10 protein-coding genes, 1 pseudogene and 2 CRISPR repeat arrays are annotated in these 16,075 nt (G+C 65.0%); of the genes and pseudogenes, 9 read left to right on the top strand and 2 right to left on the bottom strand.

Annotated elements, in window-relative coordinates:
• Position 1: 1 nt before the first annotated feature.
• The 9 genes and pseudogenes from casA to DX923_RS16940 all read left to right on the top strand — a co-directional run bounded on the left by casA (position 2) and on the right by DX923_RS16940 (position 14,001).
• Positions 2–1,660, top strand: a complete 1,659-nt coding sequence (casA, locus tag DX923_RS10890) for a type I-E CRISPR-associated protein Cse1/CasA (RefSeq protein WP_116114836.1) — start codon at positions 2–4, stop codon at positions 1,658–1,660.
• Entirely contained in the window at positions 1,657–2,286 is a 630-nt protein-coding gene (gene casB, locus DX923_RS10885; RefSeq protein WP_116114834.1) for a type I-E CRISPR-associated protein Cse2/CasB, read from the top strand. Before casA ends, casB begins: the two co-directional genes overlap by 4 nt.
• Positions 2,287–2,348: 62 nt before the next feature.
• Positions 2,349–3,479, top strand: a complete 1,131-nt coding sequence (gene cas7e / locus DX923_RS10880; RefSeq protein WP_116114832.1) for a type I-E CRISPR-associated protein Cas7/Cse4/CasC — start codon at positions 2,349–2,351, stop codon at positions 3,477–3,479.
• Positions 3,479–4,222 (top strand): type I-E CRISPR-associated protein Cas5/CasD, encoded by a 744-nt coding sequence (gene cas5e, locus DX923_RS10875; RefSeq protein ID WP_116114830.1) that lies wholly within the window; start codon positions 3,479–3,481, stop codon positions 4,220–4,222. Before cas7e ends, cas5e begins: the two co-directional genes overlap by 1 nt.
• Positions 4,213–4,887, top strand: a complete 675-nt coding sequence (gene cas6e / locus DX923_RS10870) for a type I-E CRISPR-associated protein Cas6/Cse3/CasE (protein WP_116114828.1) — start codon at positions 4,213–4,215, stop codon at positions 4,885–4,887. Before cas5e ends, cas6e begins: the two co-directional genes overlap by 10 nt.
• Before the next feature lie 41 nt (positions 4,888–4,928).
• Entirely contained in the window at positions 4,929–5,828 is a 900-nt protein-coding gene (gene cas1e / locus DX923_RS10865; RefSeq protein ID WP_240322601.1) for a type I-E CRISPR-associated endonuclease Cas1e, read from the top strand.
• An 8-nt stretch (positions 5,829–5,836) separates the two neighbouring features.
• The gene (cas2e, locus tag DX923_RS10860; RefSeq protein WP_116116290.1) at positions 5,837–6,202 is read left to right on the top strand and encodes a type I-E CRISPR-associated endoribonuclease Cas2e; all 366 of its coding nucleotides are present in this window, start codon (positions 5,837–5,839) and stop codon (positions 6,200–6,202) included.
• 65 nt (positions 6,203–6,267) lie between these two features.
• Positions 6,268–11,788: a CRISPR direct-repeat array (repeat unit 28 nt; unit sequence GTGAGCCCCGCACCTGCGGGGATGAGCC).
• Positions 11,789–11,957: 169 nt separating this feature from the next.
• Positions 11,958–12,956, top strand: a pseudogene (locus tag DX923_RS10855) (IS481 family transposase); the annotation flags it as partial.
• 4 nt (positions 12,957–12,960) lie between these two features.
• Positions 12,961–13,790: direct repeats of the CRISPR family, unit length 28 nt; unit sequence GTGAGCCCCGCACCTGCGGGGATGAGCC.
• Between the two features lie 76 nt (positions 13,791–13,866).
• Positions 13,867–14,001 (top strand): hypothetical protein, encoded by a 135-nt coding sequence (locus DX923_RS16940; RefSeq protein ID WP_275895830.1) that lies wholly within the window; start codon positions 13,867–13,869, stop codon positions 13,999–14,001.
• A gap of 156 nt (positions 14,002–14,157) precedes the next feature.
• Here DX923_RS16940 and DX923_RS10850 read toward each other — a convergent pair whose 3' ends face one another.
• Both DX923_RS10850 and DX923_RS10845 read right to left on the bottom strand, forming a co-directional pair.
• Positions 14,158–15,417 carry an MFS transporter gene (locus DX923_RS10850; RefSeq protein WP_116114824.1) on the bottom strand — a complete coding sequence of 420 codons (1,260 nt, stop codon included), beginning with the start codon at positions 15,415–15,417 and terminating at the stop codon, positions 14,158–14,160.
• Positions 15,414–16,016 (bottom strand): hypothetical protein, encoded by a 603-nt coding sequence (locus DX923_RS10845; RefSeq protein ID WP_162872906.1) that lies wholly within the window; start codon positions 16,014–16,016, stop codon positions 15,414–15,416. Before DX923_RS10845 ends, DX923_RS10850 begins: the two co-directional genes overlap by 4 nt.
• Between the last annotated feature and the right edge of the window lie 59 nt (positions 16,017–16,075).

Raw genomic sequence — 16,075 nt, 5'->3', positions numbered from 1 at the left:
CATGACTCCGACATTCAATCTGGTGCATGACCCGTGGATCTTGGCGCGCGATGAAGGACAACGCTGTCACGAGGTCTCCTTGGAAGAGCTGTTCCGCGACATCTCGCGCTGGCGAGGCCTGGCGGGGGAGATGCCGACACAACAGGCAGCGGTCCTACGTCTTCTTCTGGCCATCTGCCATCGCGCGCTTCGGGAGGATCTTTACCCCGATGAGGCTGTCGAGCAGTGGGGCGAATGGTGGTCGGAGGGGTTTCCCACCGCCGCGGTGATCACCTACCTGGAGCGGTTCCGGGACCGCTTCGAGCTCTTCGACGCGCGGGCGCCTTTTCTTCAGGTGGCCGACCTGCATACGGAGAAGGGGAGTACGTCCGGGTTGACGAAGCTGATCGCAGAGATCCCCGACGGGGAGAAGTTCTTCACCACGCGCGCCGGTCGGGGCCTGGACCGGATCGGCCCGGCGGAGGCAGCCCGGTGGCTGATCCACTGTCAGGCCTATGATCCGGCTGGGATCAAGTCGGGGGCTGTTGGTGACGAGCGGGTGAAAGGTGGGAAAGGATACCCGTCAGGAACCGGATGGTGCGGGAACCTCGGCATGATCATCGCCGAAGGGAACACCTTGGCCGAGACCCTACTGCTGAACCTGGTGTACGAGAAACCTTCCCCGGAGGGTGATCTTCCGGTCTGGGAGCGCGAAGACCTCTTGAGCAGCGCTGTCGATCGCCGATTGTCCGACCCGGATCGCGAGACAGGCCCGGTGGAGCTCCTTGCCTGGCAGAGTCGACGGCTGCGGCTGTTCACCGACGACGAAGGGTACGTCGTCGACGCGCTGGTGTGCTACGGGGACCGAGCTGTCCTGCAGAACCGCCACGGAGACGAAGCGATGGTGGCCTGGCGGCGCAGCGCCAACCAGGAGAAGAAAGGCGATCACGGTCCGGTGGTTTACATGCCGGTCACCCACCAGCCGGAGCGTGCGGTGTGGCGCGGCCTGGAAAGCCTGCTCGCCGGTAACTCCTCGACGGGCGGGCCAGCGGAGGAAGCTTCGCGGCTGTCCCCACCTTTGCTCCGATGGTTGGCGACCGTGACCGAAGAGGAATACCTCGGCCGTGACCACCCCATCAGGTTCCGGGCCATCGGCATCGAGTACGGCTCGCAGAGCTCAGTCATCTCGGGAGTCATCGACGATTCGATGCATCTGCACGCAGGCGTTCTGACCAGCGCTGCGCTGCGCTCGACGGTGATCGATGCCGTGGCAGCCACTCAGGAAGCGGTGAGCGCTGTACGTCATTTCGCGGGCAATCTCCAACAGGCAGCAGGCGGGGCGCCTGAAGGGGTGCAGGAACGGGCCGCCGAGCGGGCCTGGAATGTGCTCGACCGTCCTTTCCGGGAGTGGGCGTGGGGGCTGACTGCGGAGAAGGACGCCGCACAAGCCTTGACCACGTGGCACCGCAACGCGGATCGACTCCTCCGAGAGGTCGGTGCGGAACTGGTCGATGCCTCAGCCGATAAAGCGTGGCGAGGACGCGAAGTCAAAGGACATGTCATTGACGCGCCGATCGCAGAGGGCTGGTTCCGGTCTGCACTGCGGAAAGCGCTTCCTCGCGCATACCCGGATCCGACAGCTGACAAGAAGCTGGTTTCTACAGTGGAGGAGACGTCATGAGCGGCGCAGATCTTCGGCAGGACATCGCACAGTACGTGCACAGCAAGGTGTCACGTCTACAACGTGAGTATGCCCGTGGCGGCGAACAACCCACCGCGTATGGGGCATCGACGATGGCCGCGCTCCGACGTGCCGACCCGAACATGCCAGGAAATGAACCTGCCGTATGGGAGATCACCTTGGGCGAACTCCCGGACTCTCTTGCCGGCTCGTCCAGAAATGACCGACCTTCGCAGGCTGAAAAGGCCATCCACGCGGCTTTGTGTCTTTACGCCGTGCACCAACAATCACGTTCCGACGGGGTCCACCGGCCGGGTACCCGCTTCGGCCAGGCAGTGCGACAACTCGCCTGGGAACGAGGCGACAAGAAGGAACTCGACAGCTCGGTGATCGCGAAATTCCACCAAGCAGGTAGCGCGGCGACGGAGCGTCGTCGGCTCGCAGTGATGCGCACCCTGCTGACCTTGATGCGCGCCGAACGGTCCGCAGGGATCGGCCTCGACTACGGGCTCCTGGCCTGTGACCTGTACGACTTGTCCTCTCCCCGGAGCGCTTCCCGGGTCCGGCTCTCCTGGGGCCGCGATCTCCGTCGCCGCCGGGGCGACGTCGAAACCGCTTCGGCCTGAACAGCCCTCCCCTCTTTTCGGCGCCTCGCGCTTCCACCTTCTCGAATCAAAGGAGTTCTCCCATGACGACCTATGTCGACATTCACATCATCCAGACCCTGCCGCCGAGCAATATCAACCGGGATGACACCGGCCAGCCCAAATCAGCGGTGTACGGCGGAGTGACCCGCGCCCGGGTGAGCAGCCAAGCCTGGAAAAGAGCCACCCGGGCTGCTTTCCCCGCCCACGTGGACAAGAACGAACTGGGATACCGGACGAAACGACTCGTGGAACTCCTCGGAGGTCGGATCGCCGAACAGCGAGGCGACGACCCGACCGACATGACAGCGGTGCAGGCTGCACAGAAACGAGCCGAAGAAGTCCTGACTCAGCTCGGATTGAAAGTGGAGAAACCCCGCGTGAAGAAAGGCGAGGAAGACCTGCCGCCGAAGGTCGCCCAAGCCGAGTACCTCGTCTTCATCAGCTCGATCCAACTCGACAAACTCGCCGATCTGTCCTACGGAGAAAACAAACTCGACAAAAAAGCGATCAAAGCCGCCATGCAGGAAGGACACGGCGTCGACATCGCACTATTCGGCAGGATGGTCGCCAATGACGCGGACCTCAACGTGGACGCCGCAGTACAGGTCGCGCACGCCTTGAGCACCCACCGAGTCGACAACGAGGACGACTACTACACCGCGGTCGACGACCGAAACCTCCAATCAGACACCGGCGCAGGCATGATCGGCACCGTCGAGTTCAACTCGTCGACCCTGTACCGTTTCGCGACGATCAATGTGGACGGCCTGCTGGAGAACCTCGGGAACGCCGACGCCACCGGACGAGCAGCAGCAGCCTTCGCACAGGGCTTCATCACGAGCATGCCGACCGGGAAGCAGAACACCTTCGGAAACCGCACCTTGCCCGACGCCGTGGTGGTCATGATGCGACAAGGACAACCGGTGAACCTGGTCGGCGCCTTCGAAGAAGCCATCGTCCCCGGAGACACCGGATACGTGCGCGCATCATGCGAACGCCTCACCGAGTACGCCGACGAGATATTGCCTCAGTTCGGCGCGTCGGCACAGCACACGTGGGTGACCCGCGGGCCGTCAGCGGCAGAAGCCGTCGACCAATTGGGCGAGCGAGTGACATTGCAGGACCTGGTCACCCGTCTCCAGGAGGCCGTGACGGAGACGGCGGCCCGCTGATGGCCGTTCTTCTGCTCCGTTTGGCGGGGCCCTTGCAATCGTGGGGCGATTCGAGCAGATTCGCCCGCAGGAACACTCGGACGTCCCCGACGAAGAGCGGGGTGTTCGGCCTCCTGGCCGCAGCACAAGGACGCCGTAGAACAGACCCCATCGAGGACTTGTTGGGTCTCCGTTTCGGGGTGCGGGTCGACCAGCCAGGACGTCTGGTCCGCGACTTCCAGACAGCGATCCGGTGGACGTCTCCGAAACCTGCCCCGATGCCGTTGTCGTACCGCTACTACTTGGCAGATGCGGTCTTCACCGCAGCTGTCGAGGGCGACCACTCCTTGGTGCAGTCCTTGGACGAGGCGGTGCGCTCGCCGGCGTTCCCGTTGTATTTGGGTCGGCGGTCATGTCCGCCTTCTCGGCCGGTATCGATGTCTGTGTTCGACGGAAGCCTCGTGGAGGTTTTGCGGGAGGCGCCGTGGCAGGCAGCGTCTTGGCATCGTCGGGAGTTGCAGCGGGAGGTCCGTTTGGAGATCCTCGTCGATGCGGATTCATCGGGAGGTTCGCAGGACATCTTCCCGGAGGAGGTGCGTGATCTTCCGCAGAGCTGGAATCCGGAGCGTCGGGAGTATTTGTGGCGATCGGTGGTTTCTGTGGACCCGGTGTTGGTCGACAACCCCATAGGTCGGGCCGACCGGAGGTCTGCGTCGTCGGAACCGGATTTCTTCGCCGAGGTGGGTGGTGTGCCGTGTACCTGAGCAGGTTCGCGTTGAATACGGCTCGTCGAGGCACTCGTCAGCTGCTGGGCTCTCCTCAGCGGATGCACGCTGCGGTGTTGTCCTGTTATCCGCCGGAGGCGTCCACGGGGCGGGTGTTGTGGCGGGTCGATCGGCCGCAACGTCATGAGCTCTGTCTCTACGTGGTGGGTTCTGCAGAACCGGACATGACTGCACTGGTGGAACAGGCTGGTTGGCCGACGACGCAGACCTGGCAGACCACGACCTATGCTCCTTTTCTTTCGCGGCTGTCCGAGGGCCAGGCGTGGCGTTTCAGATTGGCTGCCAATCCGGTGCATGTGCTTCGGCAGGAGGGCGAACGGCGCGGGAAGGTGGTTCCGCATGTCACTGTTCATCAGCAGGAACGGTGGCTTCGTGAGCACGGCCAGGGGTGGGGCTTCGAGGTCCTTGATCCGCCGGGCTCTGACGAAGGCGGGGTCTCGGTGACCGGACGTCACGCAGATGCGTTTACCCGGCGTGACCCTGGTGACAAGGACCGTCGCGGTCGGGTGACGATCAGCCGCGTCCAGTTCGATGGAGTTTTGACGGTCACGGATGCGGATCGTTTCCGCGAGTCCTTGGTCGGTGGGATGGGTCGGGCCAAGGCGTACGGGTGCGGGCTGATGACTTTGGCGCGTCTGCGATGAAGCCGGTCCCGGGTGCCCGGCCCAGTGATGTCCAGGAGCTCGTGCGGGTCCAGGACCGGTTGAGCTTTGTCTACGTCGAGCGTGGAGTGGTGCATCGTGATGGCAATGCCATCACGGTGACCGACGAGCGGGGCACGGTTCATGTGCCGTCGGCGACGATCGGGGCGTTGTTACTGGGCCCGGGTACTCGGGTCACTCACCAGGCGATGGTGGTACTTGCCGAGAGCGGGGCCACCACGGTGTGGGTGGGGGAGCGTGGGGTGCGTTATTACGCGCACGGTCGCACGATGGCTCGTTCATCGAGGTGGTTGATCCGTCAGGCGGAGGTGGTGTCTCATCAACGTTTGCGGTTGGCGGTGGCTCGGCGGATGTACGAGATGCGTTTCCCCGGGGAGGACGTGTCGGGGTTGTCGATGCAGCAGCTGCGTGGGCGGGAGGGTGCTCGGGTTCGTCTGGCGTACAAAATGATGTCGGAAGAGACCGGGGTTCCTTGGTCACGTCGTGATTATCGGACGGATGATTTCGAGGCTTCGGATGCAGTGAACATGGCCTTGTCAGCGGCTACGACGTGTCTTTACGGGGCTGTTCATGCGGTGGTTGTCTCGTTGGGGTGCGCACCGGGTTTGGGTGTGGTGCATACCGGGAATGATCGGTCGTTCGTCTTCGATATCGCTGATCTGTACAAGGTGGAGTTAGCGGTGCCGGTGGCTTTCCGCGTGGTGGCGTCGGAGAGCGATGACATTCCTGGGGAGACGCGGCGCGCGATGCGGGACGAGATCCATGCGGCGAAGCTTTTGTCTCGGTGTGCCAAGGATGTGCAAGCGCTGCTCGCTGACAGCGAGGCGGGTGATGAGGTCGATGTCGTGGAGTGGGACAGCCTCGAGTTGTGGGATGGGGGTGCGCGGACTGTTCCTGGTGGGGTCTCTTATGACGATGGGTGAGGTGGGTGATGGTTGTCATCGTGTTGACGGCGTGCCCGGCAGGGCTGCGAGGCTATTTGACCCGTTGGCTTCTGGAGATCAGCGCGGGGGTTTTCGTGGGCAAGGTGAATGCTCGCGTGAGGGAGGAGCTTTGGGATCGGGTTTTGGAGATGGTTCAGGATGGACGGGCCATCATGGTGTTCGGTGTGAACACAGAGCAAGGTCTGGATTTTCGGGTGCACCGACATGATTGGGAACCTGTTGATCTCGACGGGGTGCGTGTGATGCTACGTCCGGTGTCGGCTTCTGAGTCTGCGTCTCGCTCAGGGCTACGACCGGGCTGGAGCAAGGCCTCAAGAGGGAGGCGGTCATCGAGAGGTAGGAGTGGCGCGTGATGAGGGCACGTTGGAAGTTAAATGTAAATGTTGTTACTGGCTGGTAGACTTCCTGTTCAGGAAGTGTGAGCCCCGCACCTGCGGGGATGAGCCCTCTATGCCCGTCGCGGATGAGCGTCAGGGTGGGTGAGCCCCGCACCTGCGGGGATGAGCCCCGGCGCAGCACAGACCCATCCGACCACGTCGAGTGAGCCCCGCACCTGCGGGGATGAGCCGGCGCGCAGCCATAGCCCTTCTGAGCTGGTCGAGTGAGCCCCGCACCTGCGGGGATGAGCCCGAACAGAACAGTGGACAGCCGTTTCCCCCCGTGTGAGCCCCGCACCTGCGGGGATGAGCCTTCGATCTCGGCCGGACCGAGCGTCCCGTAAACGTGAGCCCCGCACCTGCGGGGATGAGCCTCAGGGCTGTCGGTGCTGGCGGGGCACCAGGGGAGTGAGCCCCGCACCTGCGGGGATGAGCCGCAGTCGTCGCTGGCGGCGGGGACGGCGTCAGGGTGAGCCCCGCACCTGCGGGGATGAGCCCTCCGCCCAGTCCCTCCACAAGGGGTCAAAGGTCGTGAGCCCCGCACCTGCGGGGATGAGCCCTGTCCAGCGTTCCACCGGTCGCTCTCGACGTCGTGAGCCCCGCACCTGCGGGGATGAGCCGGGGGGTGACCTGCACCCATTTCCTACTCGGCTGTGAGCCCCGCACCTGCGGGGATGAGCCTCCGTCCCCGGCGACCGCAAAGAAACATGGACCAGTGAGCCCCGCACCTGCGGGGATGAGCCGAAGCTCCTCGCGTCGTATGAGGTTCTGGATGAGTGAGCCCCGCACCTGCGGGGATGAGCCCGTCCCATCCGCCGGCACCGCAGAAGAGGTCGAGTGAGCCCCGCACCTGCGGGGATGAGCCGCGTGACAGCAGTGAGCGACATCGGCCCTGACGGTGAGCCCCGCACCTGCGGGGATGAGCCGCCCGGCGACGACCCGTGGGAAGCTTGTTCCAAGTGAGCCCCGCACCTGCGGGGATGAGCCCATCGCCGCCTGGAAACGGCGCTGGGGTAAATCGTGAGCCCCGCACCTGCGGGGATGAGCCCACCTCACCCCCATCAGCCAAGGCGGCACCAACGTGAGCCCCGCACCTGCGGGGATGAGCCCCGGGTCACTAGCTGGCGGCCGGACTCCAGCGCGTGAGCCCCGCACCTGCGGGGATGAGCCTCCCCGTACCACACCACCACAAAACAATCACCCGTGAGCCCCGCACCTGCGGGGATGAGCCGTCGCTGATTTTCACAACGCATGGTCACGAAGAGTGAGCCCCGCACCTGCGGGGATGAGCCCCTGTGGGGCTACGACCCCAATGCCAGTAATGGGTGAGCCCCGCACCTGCGGGGATGAGCCTGGTGACCGATACCGCACCGGCCGCGTCATGATGTGAGCCCCGCACCTGCGGGGATGAGCCGTAGTAGCAGGAGCAGGTGTCACCGCGCGCGAGGTGAGCCCCGCACCTGCGGGGATGAGCCCGGCACCATTTCCGGGGGGACGCGCGTGACCTGGTGAGCCCCGCACCTGCGGGGATGAGCCGCACCCCCAGGAGGCGAAGGACGCCTCTGGCCTGTGAGCCCCGCACCTGCGGGGATGAGCCCACCTCCAAATGTTAGAACAAGTCCAGACCCGTGTGAGCCCCGCACCTGCGGGGATGAGCCGTCCGAGCTAGAGCAGAGCGCGTTGCGGTCAAGGTGAGCCCCGCACCTGCGGGGATGAGCCCTCACCATCCGACAGCCGGGCGAGGATCGAGTCGTGAGCCCCGCACCTGCGGGGATGAGCCGACGGTGGTTCTAGAGAACCTCCTTCAGAGTGAGTGAGCCCCGCACCTGCGGGGATGAGCCGCCTACGAAATAGGGGCGGCTGCCTGGGCCGCCGTGAGCCCCGCACCTGCGGGGATGAGCCCGGCGACCGGTACCGGACCGGGCGTGTCATGATGTGAGCCCCGCACCTGCGGGGATGAGCCTCGGCCGGCCCAGCCCGCGTCCCCAGCTGCGCCGTGAGCCCCGCACCTGCGGGGATGAGCCTGCTGGCCAGCGCAGGGGCCGGCAGCTCCTCGGGTGAGCCCCGCACCTGCGGGGATGAGCCCTACACGATCCACCGTGGCGTATGAGGTTTTGTGTGAGCCCCGCACCTGCGGGGATGAGCCCTACGACTCCAGCGGGGACGCGGCGCGGCGAGGGTGAGCCCCGCACCTGCGGGGATGAGCCGAGACTCCGATACAAAGCCCAGACGGGATGAGTGTGAGCCCCGCACCTGCGGGGATGAGCCATCTCCGCCGTCATGCACGTCCCCGACTGGGCGGTGAGCCCCGCACCTGCGGGGATGAGCCGCAATGCTCGACCAGCTGGCCATCCTGTCCTCGGTGAGCCCCGCACCTGCGGGGATGAGCCCCCATGCCGGGTCTACCTGGTAGGTGTCGTTTCGTGAGCCCCGCACCTGCGGGGATGAGCCTATCGCGGCCAGGTTGTGACTGTGGGGCCAGTCGTGAGCCCCGCACCTGCGGGGATGAGCCGTCGAGGCCGTACTTGGATACTGCGGCTGCCTGGTGAGCCCCGCACCTGCGGGGATGAGCCCGGCTGGCCCGGCGTCACCGAAGCCCCCATGCTGTGAGCCCCGCACCTGCGGGGATGAGCCCGACGACGGACAACGCCGCTGTCGTCGCGCGTGGTGAGCCCCGCACCTGCGGGGATGAGCCCGAACAGAACAGTGGACAGCCGTTTCCCCCCGTGTGAGCCCCGCACCTGCGGGGATGAGCCCTCGGACGCGACATACGCCGAGCTGCTGCGCGCGTGAGCCCCGCACCTGCGGGGATGAGCCCAAGCGCTCCGCCGGCCCATAGGACGAGCACAGGTGAGCCCCGCACCTGCGGGGATGAGCCGGGCATCCTCCAGGCGATAGAGGACGGCGGGTTGTGAGCCCCGCACCTGCGGGGATGAGCCCGCTCCGCTGCCCGCCCTCCCGCTCCAACGGCCGTGAGCCCCGCACCTGCGGGGATGAGCCCCTGCTCAACGGGCTGGAGAGCAAGCGCCCCAGGTGAGCCCCGCACCTGCGGGGATGAGCCCCAGCGCGTCACCGACCCGGCCGGCAGGCACCGGTGAGCCCCGCACCTGCGGGGATGAGCCCGCGATCCCGCTCTGCCGCGACTGCCACATCTGGTGAGCCCCGCACCTGCGGGGATGAGCCCACCTGACGGAGAAGAGACGGAACTGTGACAATGTGAGCCCCGCACCTGCGGGGATGAGCCAGCGGAAATCACTACGGAGGTGTCATAGTAATGGTGAGCCCCGCACCTGCGGGGATGAGCCGCCGTACATTTTCAGGCTGGTCAGGACACCGGCGTGAGCCCCGCACCTGCGGGGATGAGCCCTCACCCCGCAGCATGGGCGCACCGACGCCCAAGTGAGCCCCGCACCTGCGGGGATGAGCCAATGAACGTCGAAACCGCTGCCGCGCATAACGCGTGAGCCCCGCACCTGCGGGGATGAGCCCAACCATTCCGTCAGGCCGTCTGTCGTGCCGAAGTGAGCCCCGCACCTGCGGGGATGAGCCGGCACGCAGCCACAGGCCCTCAGAGCTCGTCGCGTGAGCCCCGCACCTGCGGGGATGAGCCTCGTCAAAATTCATCCCGCAGGGCCGTCCTGTGGTGAGCCCCGCACCTGCGGGGATGAGCCCACGAGGTGCAAACGAATAACCAGGACCGGGTGGTGAGCCCCGCACCTGCGGGGATGAGCCGTCTGCGACTGCTAGGCAGCGGGCGCAGTCCTCGTGAGCCCCGCACCTGCGGGGATGAGCCGGCCGATGGAACGACGTCTACATGCAGGGCATCGTGAGCCCCGCACCTGCGGGGATGAGCCGCTTTCGCTCTCGCTCACGGAAAGCTCTCAGAGGTGAGCCCCGCACCTGCGGGGATGAGCCGACGACCATCCCTGCGACGCCCCGCTCCGGCTAGTGAGCCCCGCACCTGCGGGGATGAGCCGGCCAGGACAAGCGCGCCGAGTGACCCGGCTGCGTGAGCCCCGCACCTGCGGGGATGAGCCCGACACTGGCGCTGCCCGCACTATCTCCACGATGTGAGCCCCGCACCTGCGGGGATGAGCCGACTAAACGTGTGTGACGTGGCACACAGAAGCCGTGAGCCCCGCACCTGCGGGGATGAGCCGGGGGCCAAGGTCATCGCGACAGGACGCCTCGAGTGAGCCCCGCACCTGCGGGGATGAGCCGATCCGTCGTCCCACCGGCCGGTGGAGCCGCCGGTGAGCCCCGCACCTGCGGGGATGAGCCCCTGGCCGCGGTACTTGTTCATCGCACTACCTCGTGAGCCCCGCACCTGCGGGGATGAGCCGGAGGAAAGGGTCACTCCGCCGCTGTCGGGGAGGTGAGCCCCGCACCTGCGGGGATGAGCCCTTGCGAGTCTGCTCCTTCACCTTCTCCTTGAGGTGAGCCCCGCACCTGCGGGGATGAGCCGGGCCTCCGCATCAGCGCTGGGCGTGCGGCGGGGTGAGCCCCGCACCTGCGGGGATGAGCCGCGGAGGCGCCGGTGGAGAAGAAGGATTAGAAAGTGAGCCCCGCACCTGCGGGGATGAGCCGACCCCCTGACGGCTCGCTCCCTCTTCTCCTCGGTGAGCCCCGCACCTGCGGGGATGAGCCCGGTGAGGCGCTGGGCGGCCGAGCCCTCCAGGAGTGAGCCCCGCACCTGCGGGGATGAGCCTTCAGACTTTGCTTTTTTCATGACGTCGCCGCCGTGAGCCCCGCACCTGCGGGGATGAGCCCCCCTCCCTGGCAGATCTACACCACCACCAACTGTGAGCCCCGCACCTGCGGGGATGAGCCCGGCGAGCACCACTCCGGCCGGGCCATCGATTTGTGAGCCCCGCACCTGCGGGGATGAGCCCGCCATACGCGCGGATCTCTCCGAGCGGCGATAGTGAGCCCCGCACCTGCGGGGATGAGCCCCCATGGGCAGCCTGCAGAGCAGCTCCTCATCGGTGAGCCCCGCACCTGCGGGGATGAGCCGACCACCGCGCAGACCCTCGCCGCGACGCTGACGTGAGCCCCGCACCTGCGGGGATGAGCCGCCGAGTGGGGCATGCGCTGGGAAGTCTTCCGCGTGAGCCCCGCACCTGCGGGGATGAGCCCGCTGACCGAAATATTGACCGGTGGGTATCCAAGTGAGCCCCGCACCTGCGGGGATGAGCCCAGCCATTCCGTCAGGCCGTCTGTGGTGCCGAAGTGAGCCCCGTACCTGCGGGGATGAGCCATCGACGCCGCCGGGGAGGTCGACGAATGCCCGGTGAGCCCCGCACCTGCGGGGATGAGCCCGGCGAGCACCACTCCGGCCGGGCCATCGATTTGTGAGCCCCGCACCTGCGGGGATGAGCCTAGTTGATCTGGGCTGTCCCGCTTTGGTAGACGGTGAGCCCCGCACCTGCGGGGATGAGCCGCGTACCGTCGTGCGGATGTGGCCGCCCTTTGGGTGAGCCCCGCACCTGCGGGGATGAGCCCAGCCATTCTTTCGGTCCGAATTGTTGCCGATGGTGAGCCCCGCACCTGCGGGGATGAGCCCATCGAGAGCAGGACGCGGGAGATCCTCGACTAGTTGTTGCGGGGTAGGAGGTTGTTGACGGTGGTAGTGGGCGGGTAGATGGGTAGATGAACGGGCAGGTCCTTGCGGCGACAGGATGGAGGTGTCGAAGCCATCCATCACGTCGAGTCAGCCGAAAGAACCTGCCCTATGACGCACCGTAACGCCCCGCTGAACCTCGAGGGCCGTCGCCGCCTCATCGTCCGCTGCCAGGACCGCCCTATCAGCCATGTCGCCGCCGAGATGGGGATCTCCCGGGCGTGCGCCTCGAAGTGGGTGAACCGGTGGCGCCGCTACGGCGAGGCCGGCCTGCACGATCGCCCCAGCACCCCACACACGTCCCCGACAGCGACCCCGCCGCGGGTGGTCGCCACGATCGAGACGTGGCGCCGGGAGAGGAAGTGGACCGCGGCGCGGATCACGTTCGAGCTGGCCGAACGCGGCGTGCGGATCAACCGGCGGACCGTGACCCGCCACCTGACCCGGCTGGGCATCGGACGTCGCCGGTTCCTCGACCCCAACGGGGCCACGATCCGCGAGGCACAGCCGATCGTGGCTCGCTGGCCAGGACACATGCTGCACGTCGATGTGAAGAAGGTCGGTCGGATCCCCGACGGCGGCGGGTGGCGCATCCACGGCCGCGACAGCGAAGCGCACCGAGCCGTCGCACGAGCCAAGAACGACGGCGCCCGACGCGGCTACGTGTTCTTGCATTCGGCCGTGGACGGGTTCTCAAGGATGGCCTACACCGAGCACCTGCCCGATGAGAAAGGCGCGACCGCGGCCGCCTTCCTGGCCCGGGCCAAGGTCTGGTTCGCCGCGCACGGCATCGGCCACGTCCACCGGATCGTCACCGACAACGGGTCCTGCTACCGCGCCAAGGAGTTCAACCACGTCATCGGCAAGCTGACCCGGCATCAGTACACCCGGGCCTACACGCCCAGACACAACGGCAAGGTCGAGCGGTACAACCGGATCCTCGCCGAAGAAGTGCTCTACGCCCGCGCCTACTCAAGCGAGGCCGACCGCGCCACAGCCATCGCGATCTGGAACCTGCACTACAACTACCATCGACCCCACAGCGCCGCCGGAGGCCAACCCCCGGCCACTCGCGTCCACGCCACTGTCACCAACGTCCTGCCCAGCTACAACTAGTGAGCCCCGCACCTGCGGGGATGAGCCGTCATGCGCCGTTTTCGCCGTACCCCCCCGTGAGCCCCGCACCTGCGGGGATGAGCCCCGAGGCCGCGTCCGCGGAAAACCACCTGCACAGTGAGCCCCGCACCTGCGGGGATGAGCCCTCCCACGCCAGCAACCTACCCCCACGAACCATGTGAGCCCCGCACCAGCGGGGATGAGCCGTACACCATCGCAGGCGCGTAATGGCCGTCCCCGTGAGCCCCGCACCTGCGGGGATGAGCCGGCCCGTGCCATGGCCAAGAAGAACCGCCAGAAGTGAGCCCCGCACCTGCGGGGATGAGCCCTCACTTCGAGCCGCCTTCGCCGTCAAGGCTAGGTGAGCCCCGCACCTGCGGGGATGAGCCTGTTTACGGCCATTACTAGGATACCTCCGTGGTGTGAGCCCCGCACCTGCGGGGATGAGCCCTACTGCGCGCTGACCGTCACCCCGCTGCGCTGGTGAGCCCCGCACCTGCGGGGATGAGCCGCGGCATCCGTCCGAGACGCGCTATCATCCGTGGTGAGCCCCGCACCTGCGGGGATGAGCCCTCCACGACGATGGGGACGTTCTGACCTGCAGGGTGAGCCCCGCACCTGCGGGGATGAGCCGGCCGCCTGATGCGCACCGTCGAGTTCTGGGTCGTGAGCCCCGCACCTGCGGGGATGAGCCGGCCTGGTATCAGGACTTGCCCTCCGAGGAGGAGGACGAGATCCGGTGAGCCCCGCACCTGCGGGGACGAGCCCCTGACCGACGCGTACCTGACCGGCGCGTACCTGTGAGCCCCGCACCTGCGGGGACGAGCCCAGATGTGGAAACCCCGCGTCATCGTCGAGTCGACGTCCACGCTGACGCTGAGCAGGCAATGGCCGTGATATATCGATGACCACGGAGGTTTCGACGGGGTCGAACTTCTCGGGTCTCTCGGGGTATGTGCACAAGCCGGGCAAGTACAACGAGCACGCCTACACGATGCACGAGGGCAACCTGCGTGGGTGTGGTTCGGACGTTTCCTGAGCGAACCCACCTCACCGAGCGTTGCCGAGGGTAGTCACATCGACCGGCTGGTTCACGTAGCACCTATGCACTGACCAGACGGAGCTCACTTTCGGGGGTGAAATGCATGGGATTGCGTAGCGTAGAAAAAGCAGGAAAGCGCTGTCTGGTCCGCTCTCAAACTGGCAGTTCATGGTCAGACCTGAAATCACTACTCGACGGTTGCGAAGCGAAAAGGGACCAGAAGGCTATGCCGGAACACATCAGCGCCAATATCCACAGCAGCGAGGCAGTGGCATCGAAGAATCCAGCAACGCCATACAGCACCATGCCGAGTGGGATCGCTGTTGTTGTCACCAACTGATCCAGGGTTGCAAACTCATGTACTGACCAAGGGGTACGCAGCGACTGCCCCATAGTGTCCCAGCGAATCCCAGACAATGTGACGGCCATGGAACCGGCTAGACCGGCTACCACCAGAATCCATACATTCGGCGCGGCGATAAAGGCCACCACCTGGAGAGCCATCAGGCTAGCGGTCACGACAAGTAGCACTCTCCACTTGGTCGAGCCGCTTATGCCGAGCAGCGTAGTTGTCGAAGCCAGAAGGCTGCCAACACCAAGGAATACTGAGACAGTAGCCCATCCCGTTACGCCGAACTTTGAGAGAGCCTCAGTCGGCCCGGCAACGCCGAGAACGCCAATGGTGACTGTGAGGACACCCCATGCAACCAGTCCTGACATAAACCATTGAGGCATGCGTGTTTGGTGGCCAGGAGTCACTGTTTCTTCAGGAGAGTCATCTTGGTCGTTGACCACTCTGAGAGACTTGAGTGGCAGGAGCAATACAAACGCGATGAGGAAGCTTATTCCGTCGAGGAGGAGTACGCGGTCAAACCCCAGCCACACCACTGCTAACGATCCAATAATGGGGCCCAGGATTGCGGAGACGTCACCGACCATCGAGAGAATCGAGTTGACTTGATTGAGACGACCTCCGCTGCTCAACTTAGATAGGGAAATGAAGCGCGCGGGCGCAAAAAAAGCAGCAGCGAGGCCGTAGATGAATGATGAAATGCTCATGGCTGCTACGGTCTGAAAGCTGCCAGAGATGGTGGTGAAGGCGAGTGCAGCCAAGAGGCCAAGCTGCGCTAGAGCGCGTGTGAGGTCCGCGATCATCATTGTACGTACAGGATGCTCACTCGGTCGCATCCTGCGCGTAAGTGTGACTCCCATGAAGCGCCCACTCCACAGAAGAAATAAGACCGAAGCCATGCCCCAGCCGCGCGGTTCAACACGATGGCATTCGATGGCGAAGGCGATTGGAATGAGGGCGTCACCAAAGGCCGAGATGACCGCGCCAGCAACGATGGGCCCTGGCCCCGACGTTATGCCTATCGTCCGCTCTTCATTGTTAGCTTTGCTGAACTTGATCATAGACGACTCCGAGCGGCAGTGAGAAGTAGGCCGTGAACGAAACCCAGCCGGAAAAAGGCTAATGCATCTGGGAGCGGCAGAATCCCCAAAGATGACACTTCGAATGGTGTCATTGAAGATGTTTTAGCCATTGCCTCTAATGGTGGCCGGAAGAGTTTATCTAGCCGGATTGTGGAGCTTCCTGTATGTATGTCGAACTTTCCGTCATTTCTAATATTCCAGGATCGGGTATGGCGGAGCGCGAGTCGCGCTGCTGTGTCTTCTTGCACGGCTTCCGGATTCAGTGAGTAAGGCAGTCCTGTGCCTATATGGCGGAGTTGATCAGCGCCAAGGAAATCAGCAGGGTGCTCTTCATGCGGGGTGCCTCTGTATCCCTCAAAAGCAATCATCAAGTGTACGGATAGTTCTCCAAGTCCGGTTACATCGTGCAAAGTTCCGCGTGGATAGAAGGCGACATCTCCGGGGCTGTAGACGATCTCACGGGGAGTCTCATCCAGGTCAGGGTCGTGCACCCAGCGTTTATGCCCGTATAGCTGAGCAATGAGAAATGAATGATCGTCGCTATGCAGGTTAAATGCGCTTGTTGGTGCCTGGGTCATGTAACACTGGATCCATGCTGGTCCACCCATAATCGCCTCTATAAATTGCTGGGCCTTTC

Origin of the sequence: Austwickia chelonae, from assembly GCF_003391095.1 — a bacterium.
Lineage (GTDB): Bacteria > Actinomycetota > Actinomycetes > Actinomycetales > Dermatophilaceae > Austwickia > Austwickia chelonae_A.
This window is presented reverse-complemented; position numbering and strand designations above follow the sequence as displayed.

Bases quoted from the DNA above. Each gene is read 5' to 3' on its own strand.
- cas7e (WP_116114832.1), top strand. From the start codon at position 2,349: ATGACGACCTATGTCGACATTCACATCATCCAGACCCTGCCGCCGAGC.
- DX923_RS10845 (WP_162872906.1), bottom strand. From the start codon at position 16,016: ATGACCCAGGCACCAACAAGCGCATTTAACCTGCATAGCGACGATCAT.
- cas2e (WP_116116290.1), top strand. From the start codon at position 5,837: ATGGTTGTCATCGTGTTGACGGCGTGCCCGGCAGGGCTGCGAGGCTAT.
- DX923_RS16940 (WP_275895830.1), top strand. From the start codon at position 13,867: ATGACCACGGAGGTTTCGACGGGGTCGAACTTCTCGGGTCTCTCGGGG.
- DX923_RS10850 (WP_116114824.1), bottom strand. From the start codon at position 15,417: ATGATCAAGTTCAGCAAAGCTAACAATGAAGAGCGGACGATAGGCATA.
- cas5e (WP_116114830.1), top strand. From the start codon at position 3,479: ATGGCCGTTCTTCTGCTCCGTTTGGCGGGGCCCTTGCAATCGTGGGGC.
- casB (WP_116114834.1), top strand. From the start codon at position 1,657: ATGAGCGGCGCAGATCTTCGGCAGGACATCGCACAGTACGTGCACAGC.
- casA (WP_116114836.1), top strand. From the start codon at position 2: ATGACTCCGACATTCAATCTGGTGCATGACCCGTGGATCTTGGCGCGC.